Consider the following 20,386-nt stretch of genomic DNA (forward strand, 5'->3'; position numbering starts at 1 on the left):
GGGAGATTAAATTAACGCTCAAATCGAGTAATTTAGATTCAAACCCTTTTCTCCCCATCCGGCATTGGTGCTATATACGCAATCAGTAGCATGACCCCACCGGCCAGCAAGAATGAAATCACACGTGTCAGTGTACCGGTATGAGATAAGTCGAATAACACCAGCTTCAAGCTGACGATTACCAGAATACTGCCTCCTAAAATCCACATCGGTTTAAGCCTTTTTAGCGTAGCCGTCCACATAGTCGCCCAGGCCAGCAATACCCAAAGAATCGTCAGGCTTAACTGTACTGTGGCATTACTCCACAATTCCAGACTATTGAATGGTGTTTGCAGATAGATATGTAAGGCCCGTAATACAATATAGCTCGACAGCCATAACAGGCTCAGCACCATCAGTACCGACATCATCCCACGATCGTGTCCTGCCCGAATCTGCTGCAACAGCATCCACAGGAAACTGGCAAGCATGGCCAGACTAATCAGGTCAAATGGATTGAATAGAGGTAACCAGTAATATTGGAAAGCTTGCTGGTTAAACAGTTGTGAGCATATTAACCAAGCTCCCATTAACACCAAGCAGTTTTTACTTTGCCAGAGTAAGCGCCACTCTGAATTTTCTTTTTGTCGGTAACACCAGAACCAGAACACCAGAGGAAGAATTACCATACTCAGATAAGGCATACCTGGAAGCAGGCATACACTGGTCAAAGCCAAACTGGCAAATACCCCAAAGCTCATCCACTCTTTGGATAAATCAATTCCTTTCACCGGTCTTAACCATAAAGCAGCCAGCAATAATGATGAAAGTGCAAAGATTCCACGCTCCAAAGCACTTGGCCAGACCAGAATCCCATTTTCGCTATAATCAACAGCCAGCAAAATCGCAATGATCACCAATGGCGTAAGACCGCTCCATTTTGGCAATAACCAGCACCATTCCTGATGCTTGCGCTGTATGATTTCACTTAGAACCGTATAACCCAGTCCAAGACTGAATAAACTATAAATATAAGCCTGTTCATGAGCAAACTCATCTTCAAGCAAGGCAAACAACATCAGGGTCGAAGCAAAACTGAGAATGCTCAGAAAACTGATACTTAAACTATTGAGCTGCTGGCGGTATTTGGCTTTAAGCTGACTCAGGAAGACGACGGCGACATAACAAAAGCTGAGAATCCAGAAAATTTTCCGCGGTGTGGGATTAAGCTCGATCAGATAGTAAACACTACTGAAGCCTGCCATGATCAGCAGTCCCATACTCAGATAATGCGCAACCCGAATATTCTTTTCCAATGCCCAGAGATAAATTAGTACGCCTTCAACTGCCCAACCGACTACGCTCCACTGCTCTGTCAATAAAATGGGTGGAACCAAAGCCAGAAAGATCAGCATCAAGCTGAGATAACTTTGGGAAATGACCTGAATACTTTCTCTACGACGCACTAAAGTCCAACAGATTGCAAATATCCCGGCAAATAACAGACTAAGCCCGGCTTGCCAAAGCTTCTGATCAGGCTGATTGAAATGAATCAGATACAGGAAAATATATGCGGTAATCGGTGCAGCGAAAATCAGGGCAAGATCCAGAACCGGTTTTAGACGAAAACGGGAAAGATCTTGCTTGGCCAGTAACTGGCTAAAGCGAAAGCCTAGCCAGATGAATACCGCACTATGTGCCAGAATTAGAGCGGTCATGGTATAACGCTCGTATGTGTGGCCATGAATCAGGCTATACATCCCACCTACTATGACTGTGACCAGAAAAGCAATCTGGTTCAGGATTTTCCAGGGCCGCAAACTGCTAAGTAACAGCACGCCGATATTAATCAGCAGATAATAACTAATGAACTCAACCGCAGAAGCATCCCGGGTCGGCAAGGTAAACGGCGCCAGATAGGCAATGAATAAGGCCATGACTGCCAGCTCAATACTTTCCTGTTTCAAGCTTAAGTACAGCGTAATTGCCAAAATGACCAAGAACACCAGAGCTGCCAGTGGCAACGTGGCAATCACCAGATTGTAATAGGCAAAGAACAAGGTCAGAAATAGTGCCCCTAATCCCAAGCCTTCCAGTGCCAGACCAAAACTTCGATTTTTAGCGATCAGGGTATAACCCAATCCGGTCACAACAACAGCAGATAAAGCGACCAGTCCTAATTTTACCGCCAAGCTCAGCTGCCAGTGCTCTGTCGCAAAACGAAGTAATAAAATAATCCCAATGACCAGAATCGCGATCGCAGCTTTAAGGACCGGATTTCCTCGAAAAATCCATTGTTGGATCTGATCCAGCAATTGTGGTTGCTCTGGACTAGCTTGAGCAGCAATAGGTAAAGGAATATCTGGTTGAATGATTTCTGGATGTGTCTGATCTGCTGACCGGTAACGAGATTGCAACTGGACAATCTTACGTTCCAAACGTTGTAACCAGCGTAATAGAAAGAAAATCCAGGCAGTAATGCCAATTCCCATCAGCCAGTTGAGCTCAGTCACACCTCCGACAATGGCGATAATAGAAGAAATATATAGCGGTATTTTAGAATTGGCTGGCACAATCACCTGCGTCGGTGCAGCCAGATCTCGCATGGGCGCTTCAATCGCACTGATATATTGCATCACGCTGATCAGGAAACCCAGACCAGTGAGATAAGTCACGATCTGCAATTCCAGATACCATGCACTTATTCCCACAATTACCAGACTAATCAGCCAGATCATACGCAATTCATTTTGCCCTGCCGTCATTCTTCTCGTTCTCGTTCCTTAACCATGTCATCATACAACAGCTTGTACTGCTTATTTCATCTTCACCCGATATTCGCTAAGCTGTAGAAACCGACTTGCCCCTGCGAGTGCAGTAAAAATCACGTACAATAAAACTGTTTTTTGAATAAGGAATTGATTACATGCCACCATTTGTCTTGGTCGATGGCTCTTACTTTTTATTTCGTGCCTTTCATGCACTACCACCATTAACCACGTCAACCGGTCTGCACACCAATGCAATTCGTGGTGCGATTTCTGCTATTCAAAAACTGATGCGCCGTACCCAGCCAACCCATATGGCGGTGATTTTCGACACGCCTGAACCGACTTTCCGTCACGAGCTATCACCTATTTATAAAGGTGACCGTCCGAGCATGCCGGAAGAACTGTCACAGCAAATTCCATACTTACATGCCTTGATTCGTGCTTTGGGCATTCCCCTGCATATGCTGCCAGGTGCGGAAGCGGATGACATTATTGGTACACTGGCTAAACGTGCTGAAGCTTTAGGCCATCAGGTGCTGATTTCAACCGGTGATAAAGACATGGCACAGCTGGTGACTGATAAAGTGACCCTGGAAGACAGTTTCAAAGAAAAACCAATGGATGTTGATGGGGTTTTTGAAAAGTTTGGTGTATGGCCAAACCAGATCATTGACTATCTGACCCTGATGGGCGATGCCTCAGACGGTATTATGGGTGTGCCTGGGATTGGGGCGAAAACTGCAGCCAAATTACTCAATGAATATGGCTCGATTGGTGGCATTCTGGAAAATGTCGACAAGATCAAAGGTAAAGTGGGGCAGAATATTAAAGACAATACCGATGGCATTGCATTGGATCATCAATTGGCCAGCATCATTTGCGATCTGGATTTAAGCTTCACTTATGATGACCTGAAACTTCAGGACCCAAATGTAGAAGCTTTACGTAATCTTTATACTGAACTGGAATTCCGTAACCAGCTGCAATCACTGGACCATCCGAATAATCCAAACAATCGTAACTATAAACAGGCTACCCAATCGATTACTGCTAAAGCAGCACCTGAACCTCAGGAAGCCAATGACCAGCAGGCAACACTAAGCAGTGATAACGATCATCTCGGAAAAGCGACGTATCATACTGTGTTGACTCAGGAAGATTGGGACAAGCTGTTTGAACGTTTAAACACTGAAAAACGCTTTGCTTTTGATACTGAAACCACCAGCCTGGATTATCGTATTGCACAGATTGTTGGTTTTTCGGTGGCTTTTGATGCAGAGGAGGCCTATTACGTACCGCTAGCACATGATTATGAAGGTGCGCCAGAACAGCTAAATCGTGAAGAAATTCTGGCTCAGATCAAACCGATTTTAGAAGATGAAGCGATTCAGAAAATTGGCCACCACCTGAAATATGATGCGCATGTTCTGGAAAATCACGGCATTCATCTGGCAGGCTGGTATTTTGATACTATGCTGGCTTCTTATGTACTCAACTCGGTTGCCACCCGTCATGGCATGGATGATGTGGCTCGTCTGTACTTAAGCCACTTAACCACGACCTATGAACAGGTGGCAGGTAAAGGCGCCAAACAAAAAACTTTCAATAAAATCGAGATCGAAACTGCCGCCCACTATGCCGCAGAAGATGCGCATGTGACCTATCGTCTGTTTGAAGTACTAAGCAAAAAGCTGCAGACTTATCCTGAACTGGTCAATATTCTGTACAATATTGAAATGCCGGTAGCGCGTGTGCTGACCAGTATGGAAGAAAATGGCATCCGACTGGATCTGGCTTTCCTGGATCAGCTCGGTTGTGAGTTCGCTCAAACCATGCAGAATCTAGAAAATCAGATCACGGAAATAGCCGGTGAAGCGTTTAATGTCAGCTCTCCAAAACAGGTCGGTGAAGTTCTATTTGAAAAACTAGGCCTGAAAGGTGGCAAAAAGACCTCTACCGGTCAATACAGTACCAGCGAAAGTGTACTGGAAAAACTGGAACACCCGATTGCTGAACTGATTTTGGAATATCGCGGTCTGTCTAAACTGAAAAGTACCTATACCGATGGTCTATGCAAACAGGCCAATAACGAAACCCATCGTGTGCATACCAGTTATCATCAGGCACTCACAGCCACTGGCCGTTTATCGTCTACTGATCCAAACTTGCAGAACATTCCCATTCGTGCAGAAATCGGACGTCAGATTCGTAAGGCCTTTATTGCGCCTGAAGGCCGTGTCTTACTCGCAGCAGATTATTCACAGATTGAATTGCGTCTTATGGCACATTTATCTCAGGATGATGCGCTAGTAGATGCCTTTAACCATGGACAGGATGTGCATCGCCGTACCGCAGCTGAAGTTCTGGGTATCCCGCTTGAAGAAGTGACCAATGATCAGCGTCGTCAGGCCAAAGCCGTGAATTTCGGTCTGCTCTATGGCATGTCTGAATTTGGTCTGACCCGTCAGTTAGGTTTCACTCGTCAGGAATCACAGGAATATATCAAACAGTATTTCCGCCGCTATCCGGGAATTTATGAATATATGCAGCGTACCCGTCAGGTGGCATTGGAACAAGGCTTCGTTGAAACTATTCTAGGTCGCCGTTTATACACACCTGATATCGATGCCCGTAACATGATGGTCCGCAAAGCCGCTGAACGTGCGGCGATTAATGCACCATTACAAGGTTCAGCTGCAGACATTATCAAAATGGCGATGATTGAGGTTGATAAAATGCTACCTAAAGATCAGGCCAAAATGCTGCTACAAGTGCACGATGAATTGGTATTTGAAATCGATGAAGCGATTGCAGATGAACTGGCTCCTCAACTGGCCGAAGTGATGCAATCTGTGATTGAAATCTCTGTGCCTTTGGTCGTGGAAGTCGGTAAAGGCATGAACTGGGATGAAGCGCATTAATACTAAAGCTCCTTCCTCCTTTTAGGAGGAAGGTTGGGATAGAGGTTATTTAAATTTATAGACCTCACCCTAACCCTCTCCTACAAGGAGAGGGAATTTTCTTTGGGATCTGATTAAAGGCCGGTTAGCAACACAATTGCCACCTGGTTCATAATCATTTCAATTACGATCAGTGCCAAAATTGCCAGAATTGGAGACAGATCGATCATTCCCATATTCGGCATGATACGACGGAACGGTGCCAATAATGGTTCTGCAAGTTCCTGAACCACTTCAATATAAGGTGAACGGGATTGCGTAAACATCACCACCCAGCTCAAAATAATCGTTGCAAAAATCAGGTAACGACAGAAGCGGATCAAATCCTGCATCATGGTGACGAAGGTTAGAATAAGCAAATGGATTGGACCATTTGGCATTCCCCCAGACAAATACATGATGCCAAAAATTTTCAGCAAATACAGCACGACCAAAAGTGCCAGTGCAGCAGTATTCACCCGGCCTTTACCTGCAGTTGGGAAAATACGCCCAAACACATCTACAATTTTAGTCGCTTTGACAGTAGATAGAACGACAGGATTATAAGGACTCACCGCGGCTAATTGCATTAAAAAGCGGAAGAATACGAGCAAAATCGCGACGTTAATGATAATGCCAAAAATTAGCGCAGAATTTGCACCCATACTTGAACGTTCCTAAAAATTAAACTGATAGATTATTTGCTATTGTCACTGAGCTCTTGGGCCAGTTCCTGACTACGTTTTTGCGCAGCAGCAAGCGCTGCCTGAATATTCTGAGAAATCTGCGCGCGATCAAACACTTCCAATGCCGCCTGAGTTGTACCATTCGGAGATGTTACATTTTTACGCAGCTCTGCCGGTGTATTCGAACTGGTGATCGCCATTTGCGCTGCCCCCAAAGCAGTTTGCAATGTCAATGCAGTAGCTACTTTTTCATCCAGACCTAAATTCTTGCCTGCACGAATCATGCTTTCCATCATATAGAAGAAGTAAGCAGGTCCTGAACCAGAGACTGCAGTTACGGCATCAATCTGAGCTTCTGAGTTTACCCAAATTGTCAGACCGGTAGAAGCCAAAACCTGACTCGCCAGCTCACGGTCATCATTACCAACTTCTGCATTGGCAAATAAACCATGTGCACCAGTCTGTACCAATGCGGGTGTATTCGGCATCACACGGACAACACGGTCAGTACCCAATAGCGCGGATAATGTTGCAATCTCGGCACCCGCAACAATTGAAATCACCAGCTTGCCATCAAGTAAACCTTGAAGTGGTTTTAACACACCAGCTAAAACCTGTGGTTTGACTGCAAACAGAACGATATCCGCATCTTTAATGGCAGCAATATTATCATCGGTGACATTCACTTCTTTTTCTGCAAGAAGTGAGCGTACTTTCTCAACCGGATCAGAAACTGTAATACGCGTTGCTGGCAACCCCTGTGAAATCAGCCCGCCAATCAAGGCTTGAGCCATATTACCGCCACCAATAAAACTAATATTACAATTTAAAGCTGCACTCATGTTTAATGCTCGTCGTTGAATTCTAAAGTTGAAGAAACCGAAATGGGTAGCCACCCCCCTGCTTCACAATATGCAGATTGAGCTAACCAAAATCCTTTAGGTGTAAACACGCCTAGCATAACATTATCTATGCTTAATATTTGAATAGTATGCCGAGTCCAGGGAAATATTTGCGCTTGCTGAATGGCTTTTTTGAGCGGCCAGTGCCCAATCCGGCCATAGAGATGAATTTTTTCACCCCCCTTCCGTTGACGCAAATACAAGGGTTGTCCTAATAAAGTGGGAGATAATCCTATCTCAGCCCTTTGAATCCTAAATTGACCAGAAGGAAGATGAACCTGATCTTTATTCTGTAAAATGATCTGCTGTTCGGCTACAGTCGATTGTTGGTCAACCAGATAAACTTCAGCTTTTAGGCGATGCAACTGCTGCTGATAACGCACATAGTAATAACCCGACCAATGCAGCGCTGCTTGGGCATCTGGTTTCGCTCCAATTACTTCAACCTGTACACGCTCAACCATGTTCAGAGAGGGACGATATTGTCCTTCGCCTTTCATCCAGACCGAGAGTAACTGACGCTGCCGTGCTTTGGATAAACTTGAGAATGAAGGTAGATCGAGAATTTCGGCATTGCCACAGAGTTTCAGATCCTGCTCTAATACGTCTTGCAGAATGTTTTGCGCATCCTGCATCAGTTCACTAGTACGTGCCAAGGCAGACTGCATTTTCGGATAGCGATGACTTAATACTGGCCACAGCACCTGACGTGCCCAAGCACGGTCATAATGAGTATCCTGATTGGTCGGATCTTCAATATTCTGGATATTTAAATCTGCTGCCCATTGGCAAATCTGCTCACGGGAAATATCCAGCAGTGGCCGCCAGATGGTTAAATCGTGGCGGATATCGATGGCTTTCATCGCAGCCAGACCATCAATCCCTGCACCAGAAAGTAAGCGCAACATCAAAGTTTCCGCCTGATCCTGCTGATGATGGGCTAAGACCAGAATTTCATCGGGCTGAAGATGCTGTAAATAAGCTTGGTAACGCGATTGGCGAGCCTGAGATTCCAGATTACCACTGGCAACATGGACGGGCTGAATGATGCAAGGAATATTTAGTTGCTGACACTGATGCTGGACAAAAGTGCCCCATTCATTGCTGATACTTTGCAATTGATGATCAACATAAATCGCGCGGATTTTTTTCGGGTACAAAAAAAACATCAGATGCAGCAACAGCATAGAATCTACGCCGCCACTGCATCCGATTAGAAATTTTGTTTCTGCAGGAAATTCCTGCAGTTGCTTTAAGATGCCAGACCTAAATTGTCGCTGCCAAACTTCATTAAACGTTGGTAACGTGCTTCGCATCGTGCTTGTGGTTCCATTGCTTGCAGTTCATTTAAAGCTTCTTTCAGGACTGCTTTCAGTTGGTACATGACTTCATCCGGATCCAGATGTGCGCCTTCACCTTCATCAACGACGTATTCAACAATGCCCATCTTCTGTAATTTTTCAGCAGTCAATGCCAAAGCTTCACTGGCCTGTTCTGCTTTTTCTGCGGTTTTCCACAGAATAGATGCACAACCTTCTGGTGAAATCACTGAATAAATACTGTGAGAGAGCATCACTACACGATCCGCAACACCAATGCCGAGTGCGCCACCTGAACCACCTTCACCCAAAACTGTAGCAATTACAGGTACTTTCAGATTAGAAAGTTGTGCCAAACTTGACGCAATCGCTTCAGCCTGACCACGCTCTTCCGCACCCACACCTGGGTATGCACCCATGGTATCAATAAAGGTGAAGACTGGCAGATTAAAGCGTTCCGCCATATCGAGCAGACGCTGAGCTTTACGGTAACCTTCCGGGTTACTCATCCCAAAATTATGCTGCAATTTTTCACGGGTACTACGACCACGGTGCTGACCCACGATCATCACCGGTTGTCCATCAAAACGTGCCAGACCACCGATCATTGCGCCATCATCACCATAGAGACGGTCGCCATGTAAAGCATCAAATTCGGTGAATATTTCACCTACGTAGTCCAGAAATTGTGGACGTTCCGGATGACGAGCAATCTGTACTGTCGTCCATGCTTTTGATGGGGTAGCTTTATTTTTCATAGGTCAACCGTTTTCATCCCTATAAAGGTATTAATTAACAAATTGTTCAGATTGAACCGAGAGCTCGATCTCCCAATTTTTAAACTGCACCTGTTCATCATGCAGTTCAGCAATCAGCAATGGCCATTGTTTGGCATCACCAGAAATGCTGAGCTGCCATTGTTGCGCATTCTTGACCTTGAGTTCAATGGCAGGAAGCATCTCATCACTACGACTGTGATTGACCAAAACCGCCAGACGCAACAGCAAACACAGCTGTAAAAGTTTAGTTCCACCGACTTTCATCACATCATGCTTGGCATCAGCGCGCAATTTACGGCGATGGTGTGCGACCAAATGTGACAAATAATTCTGATCTACCTGCGAAAAACCGGCAATGTCAGAATGTTGCAATAAATAGGCACCGTGGCGGTGATAACCACTATGACTGATCGCTAAACCAATTTCATGCAAATAAGCGGCGCGACGGAGTAAATCACTGTCTTCACTATACAGGCCGAGATCACCAGCCACATCATCAAACAGTTTTTGCGCAGTCTGCACTACACGTTCGGCCTGTTTGGCATCGGCATTATAACGACCAATTAAGGCATGAACAGAACGATCACGGATATCTTCATGCTTGAAACGACCCAAGAGGTCATACATCACGCCTTCACGCAATGCGCCATCTGAATAGACCAGATGTGGGATATTCAGTACATCAAATACTGCATATAAAATGGCAATTCCTGCAGGTAAAACTGCACGACGGTCATCTTTCAGACCTTCAAACTCCATGTCCGAAACATGCTTATATTTTAATAATTTATCTTTAAGTTTTTCCAGACCTTCACGGGTGAGCTGTTCTTTATCATTGCTCCAGCCCATATTGACACAGATCTGACGACAGGCTTTGATCGTACCACTCGAACCAACGACTGCATCCCAACCGGCAGATTTATAAGTATTGGCAATGCCTGAAATTTCTTTACGTGCCGCAGTCACTGCCTTATCAAATGCTTTATGGGTGATTTCACCATCAGCAAAGAATTTCTTGGTAAAAGTCACACATCCCATCTGCACAGATTCGGTATGAATGGGTTCGAATTCTTCCCCAATAATCAGTTCAGTCGAACCCCCACCGATATCTACCACCAGACGACGGCCAGTATTGGCCATGGTATGTGACACACCGAGATAAATTAGACGCGCTTCTTCGCGACCAGCAATAATTTCAATCGGTTTTGGTAAAATTTCAGCTGCTTTCTGAATAAATTCATGACCATTTTTGGCCTGACGCAAAGCATTCGTTGCCACAATCCGTAAACGGTTCGGTTGTACCGATCCCAAGCGTCCGACAAAACGGGCCAGACAAGCCAAACCGCGCTGCTGTGCGGCTTCAGTCAAATTTTTATTTTCATCCAGTCCCGCAGCAAGTTGAACCTTTTCTGACATTGATGCGACTTTTTTCACTTCGCCATGATCCACCCGGGCAATCGCCAAATGAAAACTGTTTGATCCCATATCGATGGCTGCGAGTAATTCTTCATCAATCAAAAAATCAGACATTCTAGAAATAAACCTTTTAAGAATTGTGCTTAGAGTAATTCACAACCATGCAATTTAAAAGCCATTTGTCAGGACAATTTCGCGTAATTATTTTTTTCATTTATAGGACAATTGTATGAGGCGATGGTGACTATCGTGATCATCCATTAGACAAAACAACATTAAAGCTTGAAAATTTACAGATTCCCCTACATTGTTAAAGATGGCTATGTAATACTAATAATTATAGTTATCTTTATAAAATTAATTCTGGAGCACTCCATGTCTGGCAACATCGTAAACACTACTGACGCAAACTTCGAAGCAGACGTTCTTCAATCAGACGTTCCTGTACTGGTTGATTTCTGGGCTGGCTGGTGTGCGCCATGTAAAGCTATTGCCCCTGTACTTGAAGTATTGGCTGATGAATATCAAGGCAAAGTGAAAATTGTCAAAGTTGACGTAACATCTTGCGAACAAACTGCTGTGAATTTCAATATCCGCAACATTCCAGCTTTATTGATGTTTAAAAATGGTGAAGTCGTAGCGACTCAAGTCGGTGCAGCACCAAAATCTAAATTGACTGCATTTATTGATCAAAACATCTAAGCATAAAATGCTATAGTAAAAATACGCGACCAAAGGTTGCGTATTTTTTTCGTCTATAAATTGACAAAAACCTGTTTCTCTCTTATATTTCAACTTCAAGAGATAAAGGATGCTAAATCCTGTCAGTTTCTTACAAGACACATTACATAACATGCCGCTCGGCAATAGAAATTGTTTTCACATTTCTCTTTGAAACAATCAAACAGACCTCTGAATTGTTCTTGTGCAAATTCAATTGCTTTCGTTTGAATGCTTATATGCGGCCGAATGTTACTCCCTTTCTAACCTATACCTTAGAACTTTGATTCTATCTGACCACCTATGAATTTAACCGAACTCAAGAAAAAACCGATTGGCGAACTCATCAAGATTGCCGAGTTTATGGGCCTTGAAGGTATGGCTCGTAACCGTAAGCAAGACATTATTTTTGCCATCTTAAAACGCCATGCGATGAATGGCGAAGAGATTTTTGGTGATGGCGTTCTAGAAATTTTGTCAGATGGTTTTGGCTTCTTACGCTCTGCAGCAGGCTCTTATTTGGCCGGTCCTGACGATATCTATGTCAGCCCATCACAAATTCGCCGCTTTAACCTGCGTACCGGTGACACCATTACGGGAACCATTCGTCCGCCTAAGGAAGGTGAGCGTTATTTTGCTTTGCTGAAAGTCAATCAGATTAACTACGATACCCCGGAAAATTCACGTAACAAGATCTTGTTCGAAAACTTAACTCCATTGTTCCCTACTGAACAATTAGTAATGGAACTTGGTAATGGTACGACTGAAGATTTAACTGCACGTGTCGTCGATCTGGTGGCACCAATTGGTAAAGGTCAACGTTCAATTATCGTTGCACCACCGAAAGCTGGTAAAACCATGCTATTACAGAACATCGCTCAATCGATTGTTCGTAATAACCCTGAATGTTTCCTGATTGTCCTTCTGATTGATGAACGTCCTGAAGAAGTCACCGAAATGGAACGTACCGTTCGCGGTGAAGTGGTCGCTTCTACCTTTGATGAATCACCTGCCCGTCACGTTCAAGTGGCTGAGATGGTGATTGAAAAAGCCAAACGTTTAGTTGAACACAAGAAAGATGTGGTGATTCTGCTGGATTCGATTACCCGTCTGGCACGTGCATATAACACTGTGATTCCTTCATCAGGTAAGGTATTAACTGGTGGTGTAGATGCACATGCACTTGAACGTCCAAAACGTTTCTTCGGTGCGGCACGTAATATCGAAGAAGGCGGTTCTCTTACTATCATTTCTACTGCACTGATTGAAACCGGCAGTAAAATGGATGAAGTCATTTACGAAGAATTCAAAGGTACAGGTAACCAGGAAATCACGCTAGATCGCCGTATTGCGGAAAAACGCGTCTTCCCTGCGATGAATATTAAGAAATCCGGTACGCGTCGTGAAGAACGTTTAATGTCCGAAGACAAACTTCGTAAAGTCTGGATTCTACGTAAACTTCTGCATACCCAAGATGAACTGGTCGCGATGGAATTCTTGCTTGACCGCATGAAAGAAACCAAGACCAATGATGATTTCTTTGATCAGATGAAACGCAAAGCATCGAACTAAAATTATCGGAAAGGTCACCATTCAAGGTGGCCTTTTTTTATGGTTGACGCATGTTACACAATGAAACAATGTAATGAGATATCTGTAAACTTATTTTTAAGTTTTTGATTATTAAAATAAACAAATAAATAACTGTATAATTTTTATAAGCTTAATAAGCCTTTCTCCAATCTATATCTTTCAATTAATTGTTATTTTCTGTTAAAAAACCCTTAATTTTTATCGTTTTTTCGCTGTTTTTGATGCTCCCCTAGTAGCAATTAAAAATGCGCAGTGATAGCATATTTGCAGACCAGTTAGACTGCTCCTGCGTTGTTAGTCCCTAACACTATTAGGAATAATAAAAGCATATTACAGCCTGACTTTGGTTTTTTTTAATCTCAATTTTTTAGAGAGTGATGCCATGTTATTCAAAAAAATCGCTATTGCTGCTGCAGTTGCTACTACTTTAGCTTTCGTTGGTTGTGCTAAAAAAGCTGACGACGCTGCTGCTGACGCTAACCAAGCTGCTTCTGAAGCTGTAGAAGCTGCTTCTGAAGCTGAAGCTGCTGCTGACGCTGCTGCTGTAGAAGCTACTTCTGAAGTTGCTGCTTCTGACGCTGCTGCTGTTGCTGAAGCTGACGCTGCTGCTGCTGTTGCTACTGACGCTGCTGCTCAAGCTACTGCTGCTTCTGAAGCTGCTGCTCAATAATCTTTACGATTATTCAGTACAAAAAAGAGAGCCTTTGGCTCTCTTTTTTTTGTTTGGCGGATTCAAGCGGCAAGTGCAACAGTATAAAAACCAGCCATAACTTCACTCGGTGTATACCAACCTAGTGTTTTTCTAGGACGATGGTTGAGTGCAAATTCTATCTGCTCTATTTGTTCGTTTGACACGCCATCAAACGATGATGATTTTGGCAGATATTGACGGATTAAACCATTCGTATTTTCATTTCTAGCTCGCTGAATAGACTTGTAAGGATCAGCAAAATACGTCTCTATGCCAGCATCAGTAATTCTTTTGTGTTCGGAAAATTCTTTGCCATTATCAAATGTCACACTATAAGCATGGCTCATTTGTAAACGATCTAATGCACAAGTAATCGTTTGAGAGGATGCTCTTGTTGGCCCTAAATGAACAATATGTACATACAGGCTCTTTCGATCAACGAGAGTCAATAAAGCACCTTTATGATGTTTACCAATCACCGTGTCACCTTCGAAATCTCCTAAACGTTGTCGTTGATCAATGACCTGGTCTCGGCAGTGAATACTTGTTTTATCAATGATTTGACCCCTACGATCCGTGTTTTTGTAACCGCGTTTTCGATATTTCTTCTGATGCCTTAAATGTAGATGAAGTTTACCGCCTTTTGATTTATCTTGATAAATGTACTGGTAAATCCACTCATGTGAAGGTACATCCAGCCAACCGCGTTGTGTTAAAGCACCTGAAATTTGTTCGGGTGACCAGTCCAAACCAATCAAATAATCAATATAAGCGAAGGCAAATGCTGTCATTGATGATGAAGGACGGTACCGTCTTTGACTTGCAAATTTAGCTGCCTGTTGAGCTCTATATCCACGTTGCCCAGTATTTCTTTTTAATTCACGGTAGATGGTTGATCGTGAACGTCCTAATTCCCGAGCAAGGGTAGCGATTGAACTTTTACTTTTCAAAGTAGCATAAATTTCGTATCTTTCATCTTGAGAAAGTTGGGTGTATTTCTTCATTGTGTGCTTTCCAATTGCGAGTTGAAAAAGTCTAATGATTCTATGAATACACCTAACTTTTTCAACTAACTACAAATGTGTTGCACTTGGGATTTGAATCTGCGTTTAGAAATATAAAAGATTAAAAAAATAAAATTTTTAAATGAAAAAAAGCAGATCAATTGATCTGCTCATTCCCCACACGTTGACGGAACTTCTGCCCCGCGCGGAACGTAACAACACGGCGTGCAGAAATCGGAATCTCTTCACCCGTCTTCGGATTACGGCCTGGACGTTGGCGCTTATCACGTAATTCAAAGTTACCGAAACCCGATAATTTTACTTGTTCGCCCGAGATTAGCGCTTGGCTAATCTCATCGAAAAACAACTCGACCATTTGTTTAGCTTCACGACGGTTTAAACTCGTGAGCTCACTTAAATGATCAGCCATTTCTGCTTTTGTTAATGCTGTCATGAAGCCCTCAATGTCGCTTGGTAAGTGTTTTCCAACACCTGAAGGATATTATCCATACCTGATTTAATTTCAGCATCTTCCAGTGTACGGCTTGGATGCTGCCAGAGAAGTGCAAATGCCAGTGAGCGTTTCCCTTCTTCTACTCCTTGTCCAGTGTACACATCGAACAACCATGTCGAGCCTAGAAGCTCTCCACCTGTTTTTTCGATAAGTCCCTGAATTTCGCTAACATTAATCTTATCACTAATTAAAAGCGCAATATCACGTCGAACCGATGGAAAACGTGATAATTCTGTAAAATTAGATACATAAGTTTGCAAAACAGCCGATTGATCTAATTCAGCGACCCAAGTCGTCGCCAAATCGAGCTCATCTTCAAGTGATGGATGTAAACGACCTAAGTAACCAATTGACCGACCATCCACTAGAATTTCTGCAGATTGACCAGGATGTAACCAGCTACGTTCAGAACGTACATATTCCACATTCAGACGTGCAGCTGCCAGCATTTCCTCAATGTCACCTTTGAAGTCAAAGAAATCCATTGGCTGCGCTTTACCATGCCAGGTTTCAGGCGTACGTGAACCAGTGGCAATCAAGGCAAAAGTTGGAATCTGTTTCAGATCATGAATTGAAGCCGCATTTTGGTAATCAAAACGCAGACCAAGTTCGAAGAAACGTACACGGTTCTGCTGGCGGTTGACGTTGTACTGTACGCATGGAATCAGGCTAGACAGTAAAGTTGAACGCATCACTGCCAAATCGCTTGAAATTGGGTTCGCCAAAGCCAATGGATTCACCGCTGGATTTAACTGTTTTTCCAGTTTCAGGTCAGCAAAACTGAAGCTGATCGCTTCCTGATAACCCAAGGTCACGGCTGTTTGACGAAGCTGAGTTAGTTCGAATTGATCTTCATATTTCGCCAACTTCACATCAATGACCGGTAAGCTGATTTGAATATTGTCATAACCGTGAATACGGGCAACTTCTTCAATCAGGTCTTGGTAAATTGCCATATCATAACGGTGTGATGGAGGAACCACTGACCACTGGCCTTCAGCTTTTACAGTCACTTCACAACCTAAACGCGTTAAAGCATCTGTAATGAAATCTGATTCAACTGTATAACCTAATAATTGATCGACTTGCGCTTGTTCTAGCTCAATCGCTTCACGCTTTGGTAATAGCTCTGGTTTTTCAGCTACAATGATTGGACCAAACTCACCGCCTGCAAGCTCAGCAATCAACTGAGATGCACGATGCATTGCAATCATAGGCAATTCGAAATCGACACCACGTTCATAACGTTGAGATGCATCAGTATGCAGACCGAAACGACGGGCACGGCCAGCAATATGCAATGGCGCGAAGAATGCTGATTCTAGGAAGATTTCAGTAGTTTCATCAGTTACCGATGAAGACAAGCCCCCCATAATCCCTGCAATCGCTAATGCTTTTTCATCATCTGCGATTACCATCACATCATCTTGCAGTTCAACTTCCTGTTCATTTAATAGAACAAGTTTTTCACCTGCAGTCGCTTGACGTACATGTACTGAACCTTGAACCTTGCCACCATCAAAGGCATGCAGAGGTTGACCCAGTTCCATCAATACATAGTTGGTGATGTCGACCAGAATACTGTGCTGACGGATACCGGCACGTACTAAAGCTCGTTCCATCCACTCAGGGGTTGGTGCTTTGGTATTGACGTTTTTGATCACACGACCGAGGTAACGTGCACAACCTTCAGTTTCAACAACGACTTTCTTCTCATCTGCAAGAGTTGCTGCAACTTCTTTAGTTTCAGGTGCAGTGACAGGCAATTGGTTAATTACACCAATTTCACGTGCGATCCCGCGAATACTGAAACAGTCACCACGGTTCGGAGTGATGCTGATATCAATCACGTTGTCATCAAGGTCTAAATATTCACGAACATTGACACCGACTGGTGCATCTGCAGGCAGTTCTAACAGACCATCAATTTTATCTTCAAGATCGATTTCTGAAGCACCGCATAACATACCTTGTGATTCAACACCACGCAGTTTGCCTTTCTTGATTTTAAAATCGCCTGGTAATACTGCACCGATGGTAGCTACTGGTGCTTTCATACCGGCACGTACGTTCGGTGCACCACACACGATTTGCAAAGGCTCACCTGAACCAATGTTCACAGTCGTTACACGTAAGCGATCTGCATCAGGATGCTGTTCGACAGTCAGGACTTCACCCACAACCACACCTGTGAAGGGTTTTGCGGCTGGAGACAAATCATCTACTTCCAAGCCCAGCATAGTCAGTTGGTCAGACAGTTTTTCGCTATCGATGGCTGGGTTAACCCATGTGCGTAGCCAATTTTCGCTAATTTTCATTTATAAAAAACCTGTAATTTCAATCTCTAGAATCCCCCTCTGATTCCCCCTTCTTCAAAGGGAGAGAACTCCTATCTTTTCGCGGAGTCCCTCTCCTTTTTTAAAGGAGAGGTTAGGAGAGGACTAAATAAAAGTTTTAAGCAAACTGGCGTAAGAAACGCACATCGTTTTGATAGAACATACGCAGGTCATTAATGCCATAACGCAACATTGCAAAACGTTCTACACCTAAACCAAATGCAAAGCCTTTGTATTTGTCTGGATCAATACCCACAGCGCGAAGTACATTTGGATGCACCATACCGCAACCCAAAACTTCTAACCATTTGCCACGCTCATCCATAATGTCCACTTCAGCACTTGGCTCAGTGAACGGGAAATAAGACGGACGGAAACGCACTTTCAAATCTTTTTCGAAGAATTCGTTTAGCAGGTTTACCAATAAACCTTTTAATTCAGCAAAGCTGGTATTTTCAGCAACGTATAAGCCTTCGATCTGATGGAACATTGGTGAATGTGTCTGGTCAGAGTCACAACGGTATACACGGCCTGGGCACACGATACGAATTGGTGGCTGCTGGGTTTCCATGGTACGAATCTGTACACCCGAAGTATGGGTACGTAGCAGATGGTTTACATCAAAGTAAAAAGTGTCATGCATGGCACGTGCAGGGTGATGACCCGGAATATTCAATGCTTCGAAGTTGTGATAGTCATCTTCAACTTCTGGACCAGTCGCTACTGTAAAACCTGCTTTGGTAAAGAATTGACAGATACGTTCTTGTACTTGGGTCACTGGGTGGATGCTGCCCACCTGTTGGCCACGACCGGGCAAGGTAATATCAATTGTTTCACTAGCAAGCTTTTGTTCTAGTGCAGCTTTTTGCAGTTCAGCCTGACGTTGTGTCAAAGCACTTGTGATGGCTTCACGAACTGCATGAATTTGTGCCCCAAACGCTTTACGTTGTTCAGGATCCATTTTCCCCAGCGACTTAGATTGTTCCGCGAGCTGGCTTTTTTTCCCCGTAAATTGCACTCGTACTTGATCAAGTGCAGCAAGGTCTTGAGCTGCTGCAATCGCAGCGAGCGCTTCAGTGGTCAGGGCTTCCAGTGACATAGTAACTCTCAAAGCAACAGGTTAGAAATATTTTTAAAAACCCCATATTCTAACAGTTTTTAGGCACATTGATGAAGTGCGCTTTTAATGAAAATTAGATTGGCATAGCGAAAAATAAAAAGTATAAAATAAGCAGGATATCAATTAGATCAAATCACTATGGCACTCGATCAAATTTGGAAACAGCAACTGACCCTCGTCACTTATGGCAATGAGTTTTTAACTCAGGATCTCAGTTTCAGCCGCTGGCTGAATCACTCCATTTTTAATCAGCACCATTTAACTTTCCGTGATCTGATTTCCCAGCATTTACTGGCACAGCACTTTCAAATCTGGCTAGAAGGACTGAAAAAACAAGGGGTTCGTCGTATTAGTCTGCATTCTTCACATTTACTGGAAGATGAAAATAACCCTAATGCCAATGTCGAACTGGTTCCTTTGGCTCATGTGATTATCAGTCATCATGCTCAAGGTAAAACCGCCTGGATGATCGGTAAGGAACTGGCTGAATGGTATACCGCTGATAATGATTATGAAGCACCGGAAGCCCAACAGTCGCCTTTACGTCATGAAGTATTCTGGCGTTATGAACTGAATAATAAACTGGCCAAAAGAATTGATGCTGATCTGGTACAACCAAACTGGGATGATATTCATACCTATACCGAACAGGAATTATTTGAACATCATTTAGCTCAAGGATTCACTGAGCCTGCTTATACTGGTTTGCCTTATTACGGTACTACCCCAACGATTCAGTCTCATGCAGAAAATCCGAGTCATCTTGCTTTAATACCAACGGATTATTCATCTGATTATGCTCATCAGACCTTGTACCGTCTGGATGCATTAAGTGATTTTATTCAGACGAAGATTCAACACCCTTATAACGATGATGGTCAGGTACTGAATCCAGAGCAGCAATTAAATCTGCGCCACTTTGCACAAAAAATCGATGAAATCAGTGCCAAGTTCATTGTGAAAGTGGCCAATCATTATAAAACCGCACAACTCACTCCTAAAGTGACGCCTGATCCTTTTGCAGGGATGAATACTGAGGATCGCGCGGTCAAAGTTTCTAAAGCACATAAGCCCCATGACGCAGCTAAATCCAATTCAGGCAATGTGATTACCCTGATTATTATTACGGTGATTATCTGTTTGATTGGATATTATTTTGGGCTTTAAAGACTGATTTGAACGTCAAAAAATAAAAAAGACAGAGATAAAAAAAGACCGCTAAAAGCGGTCTTTTTTCTAAGTCATAAAGACTTATGCAGCCAACGCATCTTTAGCTTTAGAAGCTAGAGCTGCAAACGCAACTGCGTCATGCATAGCGATGTCAGCAAGTACGCGACGGTCGATGATAACCTGAGCTTTTTTCAAGCCAGCGATCATACGGCTGTACGATAAACCGTTTTGACGTGCACCAGCGTTGATACGCGCAATCCATAGAGCACGGAATTGACGTTTCTTCTGACGACGGTCACGGTAAGCGTATTGACCAGCTTTGATTACCGCTTGGAACGCTACGCGGTAAACGCGTGAACGAGCACCATAGTAACCTTTAGCGCGAGCAAGAATTTTTTTGTGACGGCGATGAGCCTGTACACCACGTTTTACACGAGCCATTTATAA

16 protein-coding genes are annotated in these 20,386 nt (G+C 43.5%); 5 read left to right on the forward strand and 11 right to left on the reverse strand.

Annotated features, from left to right (window positions below; translation table 11 throughout):
- Positions 1–38 precede the first annotated feature (38 nt).
- Positions 39–2,744, reverse strand: a complete 2,706-nt coding sequence (locus tag O4M77_RS11630) for a DUF2339 domain-containing protein (protein WP_323713490.1) — start codon at positions 2,742–2,744, stop codon at positions 39–41.
- Between the two features lie 161 nt (positions 2,745–2,905).
- On the opposite strand from O4M77_RS11630, the gene polA reads away from it, so the two are divergent.
- Positions 2,906–5,671, forward strand: coding sequence for a DNA polymerase I (gene polA / locus O4M77_RS11635; protein WP_323713491.1), 2,766 nt, complete (start codon positions 2,906–2,908; stop codon positions 5,669–5,671).
- 113 nt (positions 5,672–5,784) lie between these two features.
- Here polA and O4M77_RS11640 read toward each other — a convergent pair whose 3' ends face one another.
- From O4M77_RS11640 to ppx, 5 genes are read right to left on the reverse strand one after another with little or no spacing between them, the layout of a single operon-like run.
- Entirely contained in the window at positions 5,785–6,354 is a 570-nt protein-coding gene (locus tag O4M77_RS11640) for a YggT family protein (protein WP_004783550.1), read from the reverse strand.
- A 32-nt stretch (positions 6,355–6,386) separates the two neighbouring features.
- Positions 6,387–7,217 (reverse strand): pyrroline-5-carboxylate reductase, encoded by an 831-nt coding sequence (gene proC, locus O4M77_RS11645; protein ID WP_323713492.1) that lies wholly within the window; start codon positions 7,215–7,217, stop codon positions 6,387–6,389.
- 2 nt (positions 7,218–7,219) lie between these two features.
- Entirely contained in the window at positions 7,220–8,593 is a 1,374-nt protein-coding gene (gene tilS, locus O4M77_RS11650; RefSeq protein ID WP_323713493.1) for a tRNA lysidine(34) synthetase TilS, read from the reverse strand.
- Positions 8,530–9,354, reverse strand: a complete 825-nt coding sequence (locus O4M77_RS11655) for an acetyl-CoA carboxylase carboxyltransferase subunit alpha (protein ID WP_004783557.1) — start codon at positions 9,352–9,354, stop codon at positions 8,530–8,532. Before O4M77_RS11655 ends, tilS begins: the two co-directional genes overlap by 64 nt.
- Before the next feature lie 30 nt (positions 9,355–9,384).
- Positions 9,385–10,905 carry an exopolyphosphatase gene (gene ppx / locus O4M77_RS11660; protein WP_323713494.1) on the reverse strand — a complete coding sequence of 507 codons (1,521 nt, stop codon included), beginning with the start codon at positions 10,903–10,905 and terminating at the stop codon, positions 9,385–9,387.
- A 261-nt stretch (positions 10,906–11,166) separates the two neighbouring features.
- Here ppx and trxA point away from each other — a divergent pair, with 261 nt between their 5' ends.
- The 3 genes from trxA (at position 11,167) to O4M77_RS11675 (ending at position 13,774) form a co-directional block, all read left to right on the forward strand.
- Complete coding sequence (trxA, locus tag O4M77_RS11665) at positions 11,167–11,493, forward strand: thioredoxin (RefSeq protein WP_005233946.1); 327 nt, start codon at positions 11,167–11,169, stop codon at positions 11,491–11,493.
- Positions 11,494–11,814: 321 nt separating this feature from the next.
- Entirely contained in the window at positions 11,815–13,083 is a 1,269-nt protein-coding gene (gene rho / locus O4M77_RS11670) for a transcription termination factor Rho (RefSeq protein WP_004783562.1), read from the forward strand.
- A 403-nt stretch (positions 13,084–13,486) separates the two neighbouring features.
- Positions 13,487–13,774 carry a hypothetical protein gene (locus tag O4M77_RS11675; protein WP_179992970.1) on the forward strand — a complete coding sequence of 96 codons (288 nt, stop codon included), beginning with the start codon at positions 13,487–13,489 and terminating at the stop codon, positions 13,772–13,774.
- Positions 13,775–13,836: 62 nt separating this feature from the next.
- Here the strand turns inward: O4M77_RS11675 and O4M77_RS11680 are convergent, their stop codons facing one another.
- The 4 genes from O4M77_RS11680 to pheS all read right to left on the reverse strand — a co-directional run bounded on the left by O4M77_RS11680 (position 13,837) and on the right by pheS (position 18,748).
- Complete coding sequence (locus O4M77_RS11680; protein ID WP_125279924.1) at positions 13,837–14,799, reverse strand: IS30-like element IS18 family transposase; 963 nt, start codon at positions 14,797–14,799, stop codon at positions 13,837–13,839.
- Between the two features lie 157 nt (positions 14,800–14,956).
- A complete protein-coding gene (locus O4M77_RS11685; protein ID WP_004783565.1) occupies positions 14,957–15,253 on the reverse strand; it encodes an integration host factor subunit alpha in 297 nt (98 codons plus the stop codon).
- Positions 15,250–17,631 carry a phenylalanine--tRNA ligase subunit beta gene (pheT, locus tag O4M77_RS11690; protein WP_323713495.1) on the reverse strand — a complete coding sequence of 794 codons (2,382 nt, stop codon included), beginning with the start codon at positions 17,629–17,631 and terminating at the stop codon, positions 15,250–15,252. The genes O4M77_RS11685 and pheT overlap by 4 nt, the downstream gene beginning before the upstream one ends.
- A gap of 136 nt (positions 17,632–17,767) precedes the next feature.
- Positions 17,768–18,748, reverse strand: coding sequence for a phenylalanine--tRNA ligase subunit alpha (pheS, locus tag O4M77_RS11695; RefSeq protein WP_323713496.1), 981 nt, complete (start codon positions 18,746–18,748; stop codon positions 17,768–17,770).
- A 159-nt stretch (positions 18,749–18,907) separates the two neighbouring features.
- On the opposite strand from pheS, the gene O4M77_RS11700 reads away from it, so the two are divergent.
- Complete coding sequence (locus O4M77_RS11700; protein ID WP_179992972.1) at positions 18,908–19,936, forward strand: hypothetical protein; 1,029 nt, start codon at positions 18,908–18,910, stop codon at positions 19,934–19,936.
- An 84-nt stretch (positions 19,937–20,020) separates the two neighbouring features.
- Here the strand turns inward: O4M77_RS11700 and rplT are convergent, their stop codons facing one another.
- Positions 20,021–20,380 carry a 50S ribosomal protein L20 gene (gene rplT, locus O4M77_RS11705; RefSeq protein ID WP_004647525.1) on the reverse strand — a complete coding sequence of 120 codons (360 nt, stop codon included), beginning with the start codon at positions 20,378–20,380 and terminating at the stop codon, positions 20,021–20,023.
- Positions 20,381–20,386 lie beyond the last annotated feature (6 nt).

The organism is Acinetobacter sp. YWS30-1 (assembly GCF_033558715.1).
Lineage (GTDB): Bacteria > Pseudomonadota > Gammaproteobacteria > Pseudomonadales > Moraxellaceae > Acinetobacter.

What these genes read in the sequence shown, in the direction of transcription:
- polA (WP_323713491.1), top strand. Translation starts at nt 2,906, where the DNA reads ATGCCACCATTTGTCTTGGTCGATGGCTCTTACTTTTTATTTCGTGCC.
- ppx (WP_323713494.1), bottom strand. Translation starts at nt 10,905, where the DNA reads ATGTCTGATTTTTTGATTGATGAAGAATTACTCGCAGCCATCGATATG.
- O4M77_RS11685 (WP_004783565.1), bottom strand. Translation starts at nt 15,253, where the DNA reads ATGACAGCATTAACAAAAGCAGAAATGGCTGATCATTTAAGTGAGCTC.
- rho (WP_004783562.1), top strand. Translation starts at nt 11,815, where the DNA reads ATGAATTTAACCGAACTCAAGAAAAAACCGATTGGCGAACTCATCAAG.
- O4M77_RS11675 (WP_179992970.1), top strand. Translation starts at nt 13,487, where the DNA reads ATGTTATTCAAAAAAATCGCTATTGCTGCTGCAGTTGCTACTACTTTA.
- proC (WP_323713492.1), bottom strand. Translation starts at nt 7,217, where the DNA reads ATGAGTGCAGCTTTAAATTGTAATATTAGTTTTATTGGTGGCGGTAAT.
- trxA (WP_005233946.1), top strand. Translation starts at nt 11,167, where the DNA reads ATGTCTGGCAACATCGTAAACACTACTGACGCAAACTTCGAAGCAGAC.
- O4M77_RS11630 (WP_323713490.1), bottom strand. Translation starts at nt 2,744, where the DNA reads ATGACGGCAGGGCAAAATGAATTGCGTATGATCTGGCTGATTAGTCTG.
- pheT (WP_323713495.1), bottom strand. Translation starts at nt 17,631, where the DNA reads ATGAAAATTAGCGAAAATTGGCTACGCACATGGGTTAACCCAGCCATC.
- O4M77_RS11655 (WP_004783557.1), bottom strand. Translation starts at nt 9,354, where the DNA reads ATGAAAAATAAAGCTACCCCATCAAAAGCATGGACGACAGTACAGATT.
- pheS (WP_323713496.1), bottom strand. Translation starts at nt 18,748, where the DNA reads ATGTCACTGGAAGCCCTGACCACTGAAGCGCTCGCTGCGATTGCAGCA.
- O4M77_RS11640 (WP_004783550.1), bottom strand. Translation starts at nt 6,354, where the DNA reads ATGGGTGCAAATTCTGCGCTAATTTTTGGCATTATCATTAACGTCGCG.
- O4M77_RS11680 (WP_125279924.1), bottom strand. Translation starts at nt 14,799, where the DNA reads ATGAAGAAATACACCCAACTTTCTCAAGATGAAAGATACGAAATTTAT.
- rplT (WP_004647525.1), bottom strand. Translation starts at nt 20,380, where the DNA reads ATGGCTCGTGTAAAACGTGGTGTACAGGCTCATCGCCGTCACAAAAAA.
- O4M77_RS11700 (WP_179992972.1), top strand. Translation starts at nt 18,908, where the DNA reads ATGGCACTCGATCAAATTTGGAAACAGCAACTGACCCTCGTCACTTAT.
- tilS (WP_323713493.1), bottom strand. Translation starts at nt 8,593, where the DNA reads ATGCGAAGCACGTTACCAACGTTTAATGAAGTTTGGCAGCGACAATTT.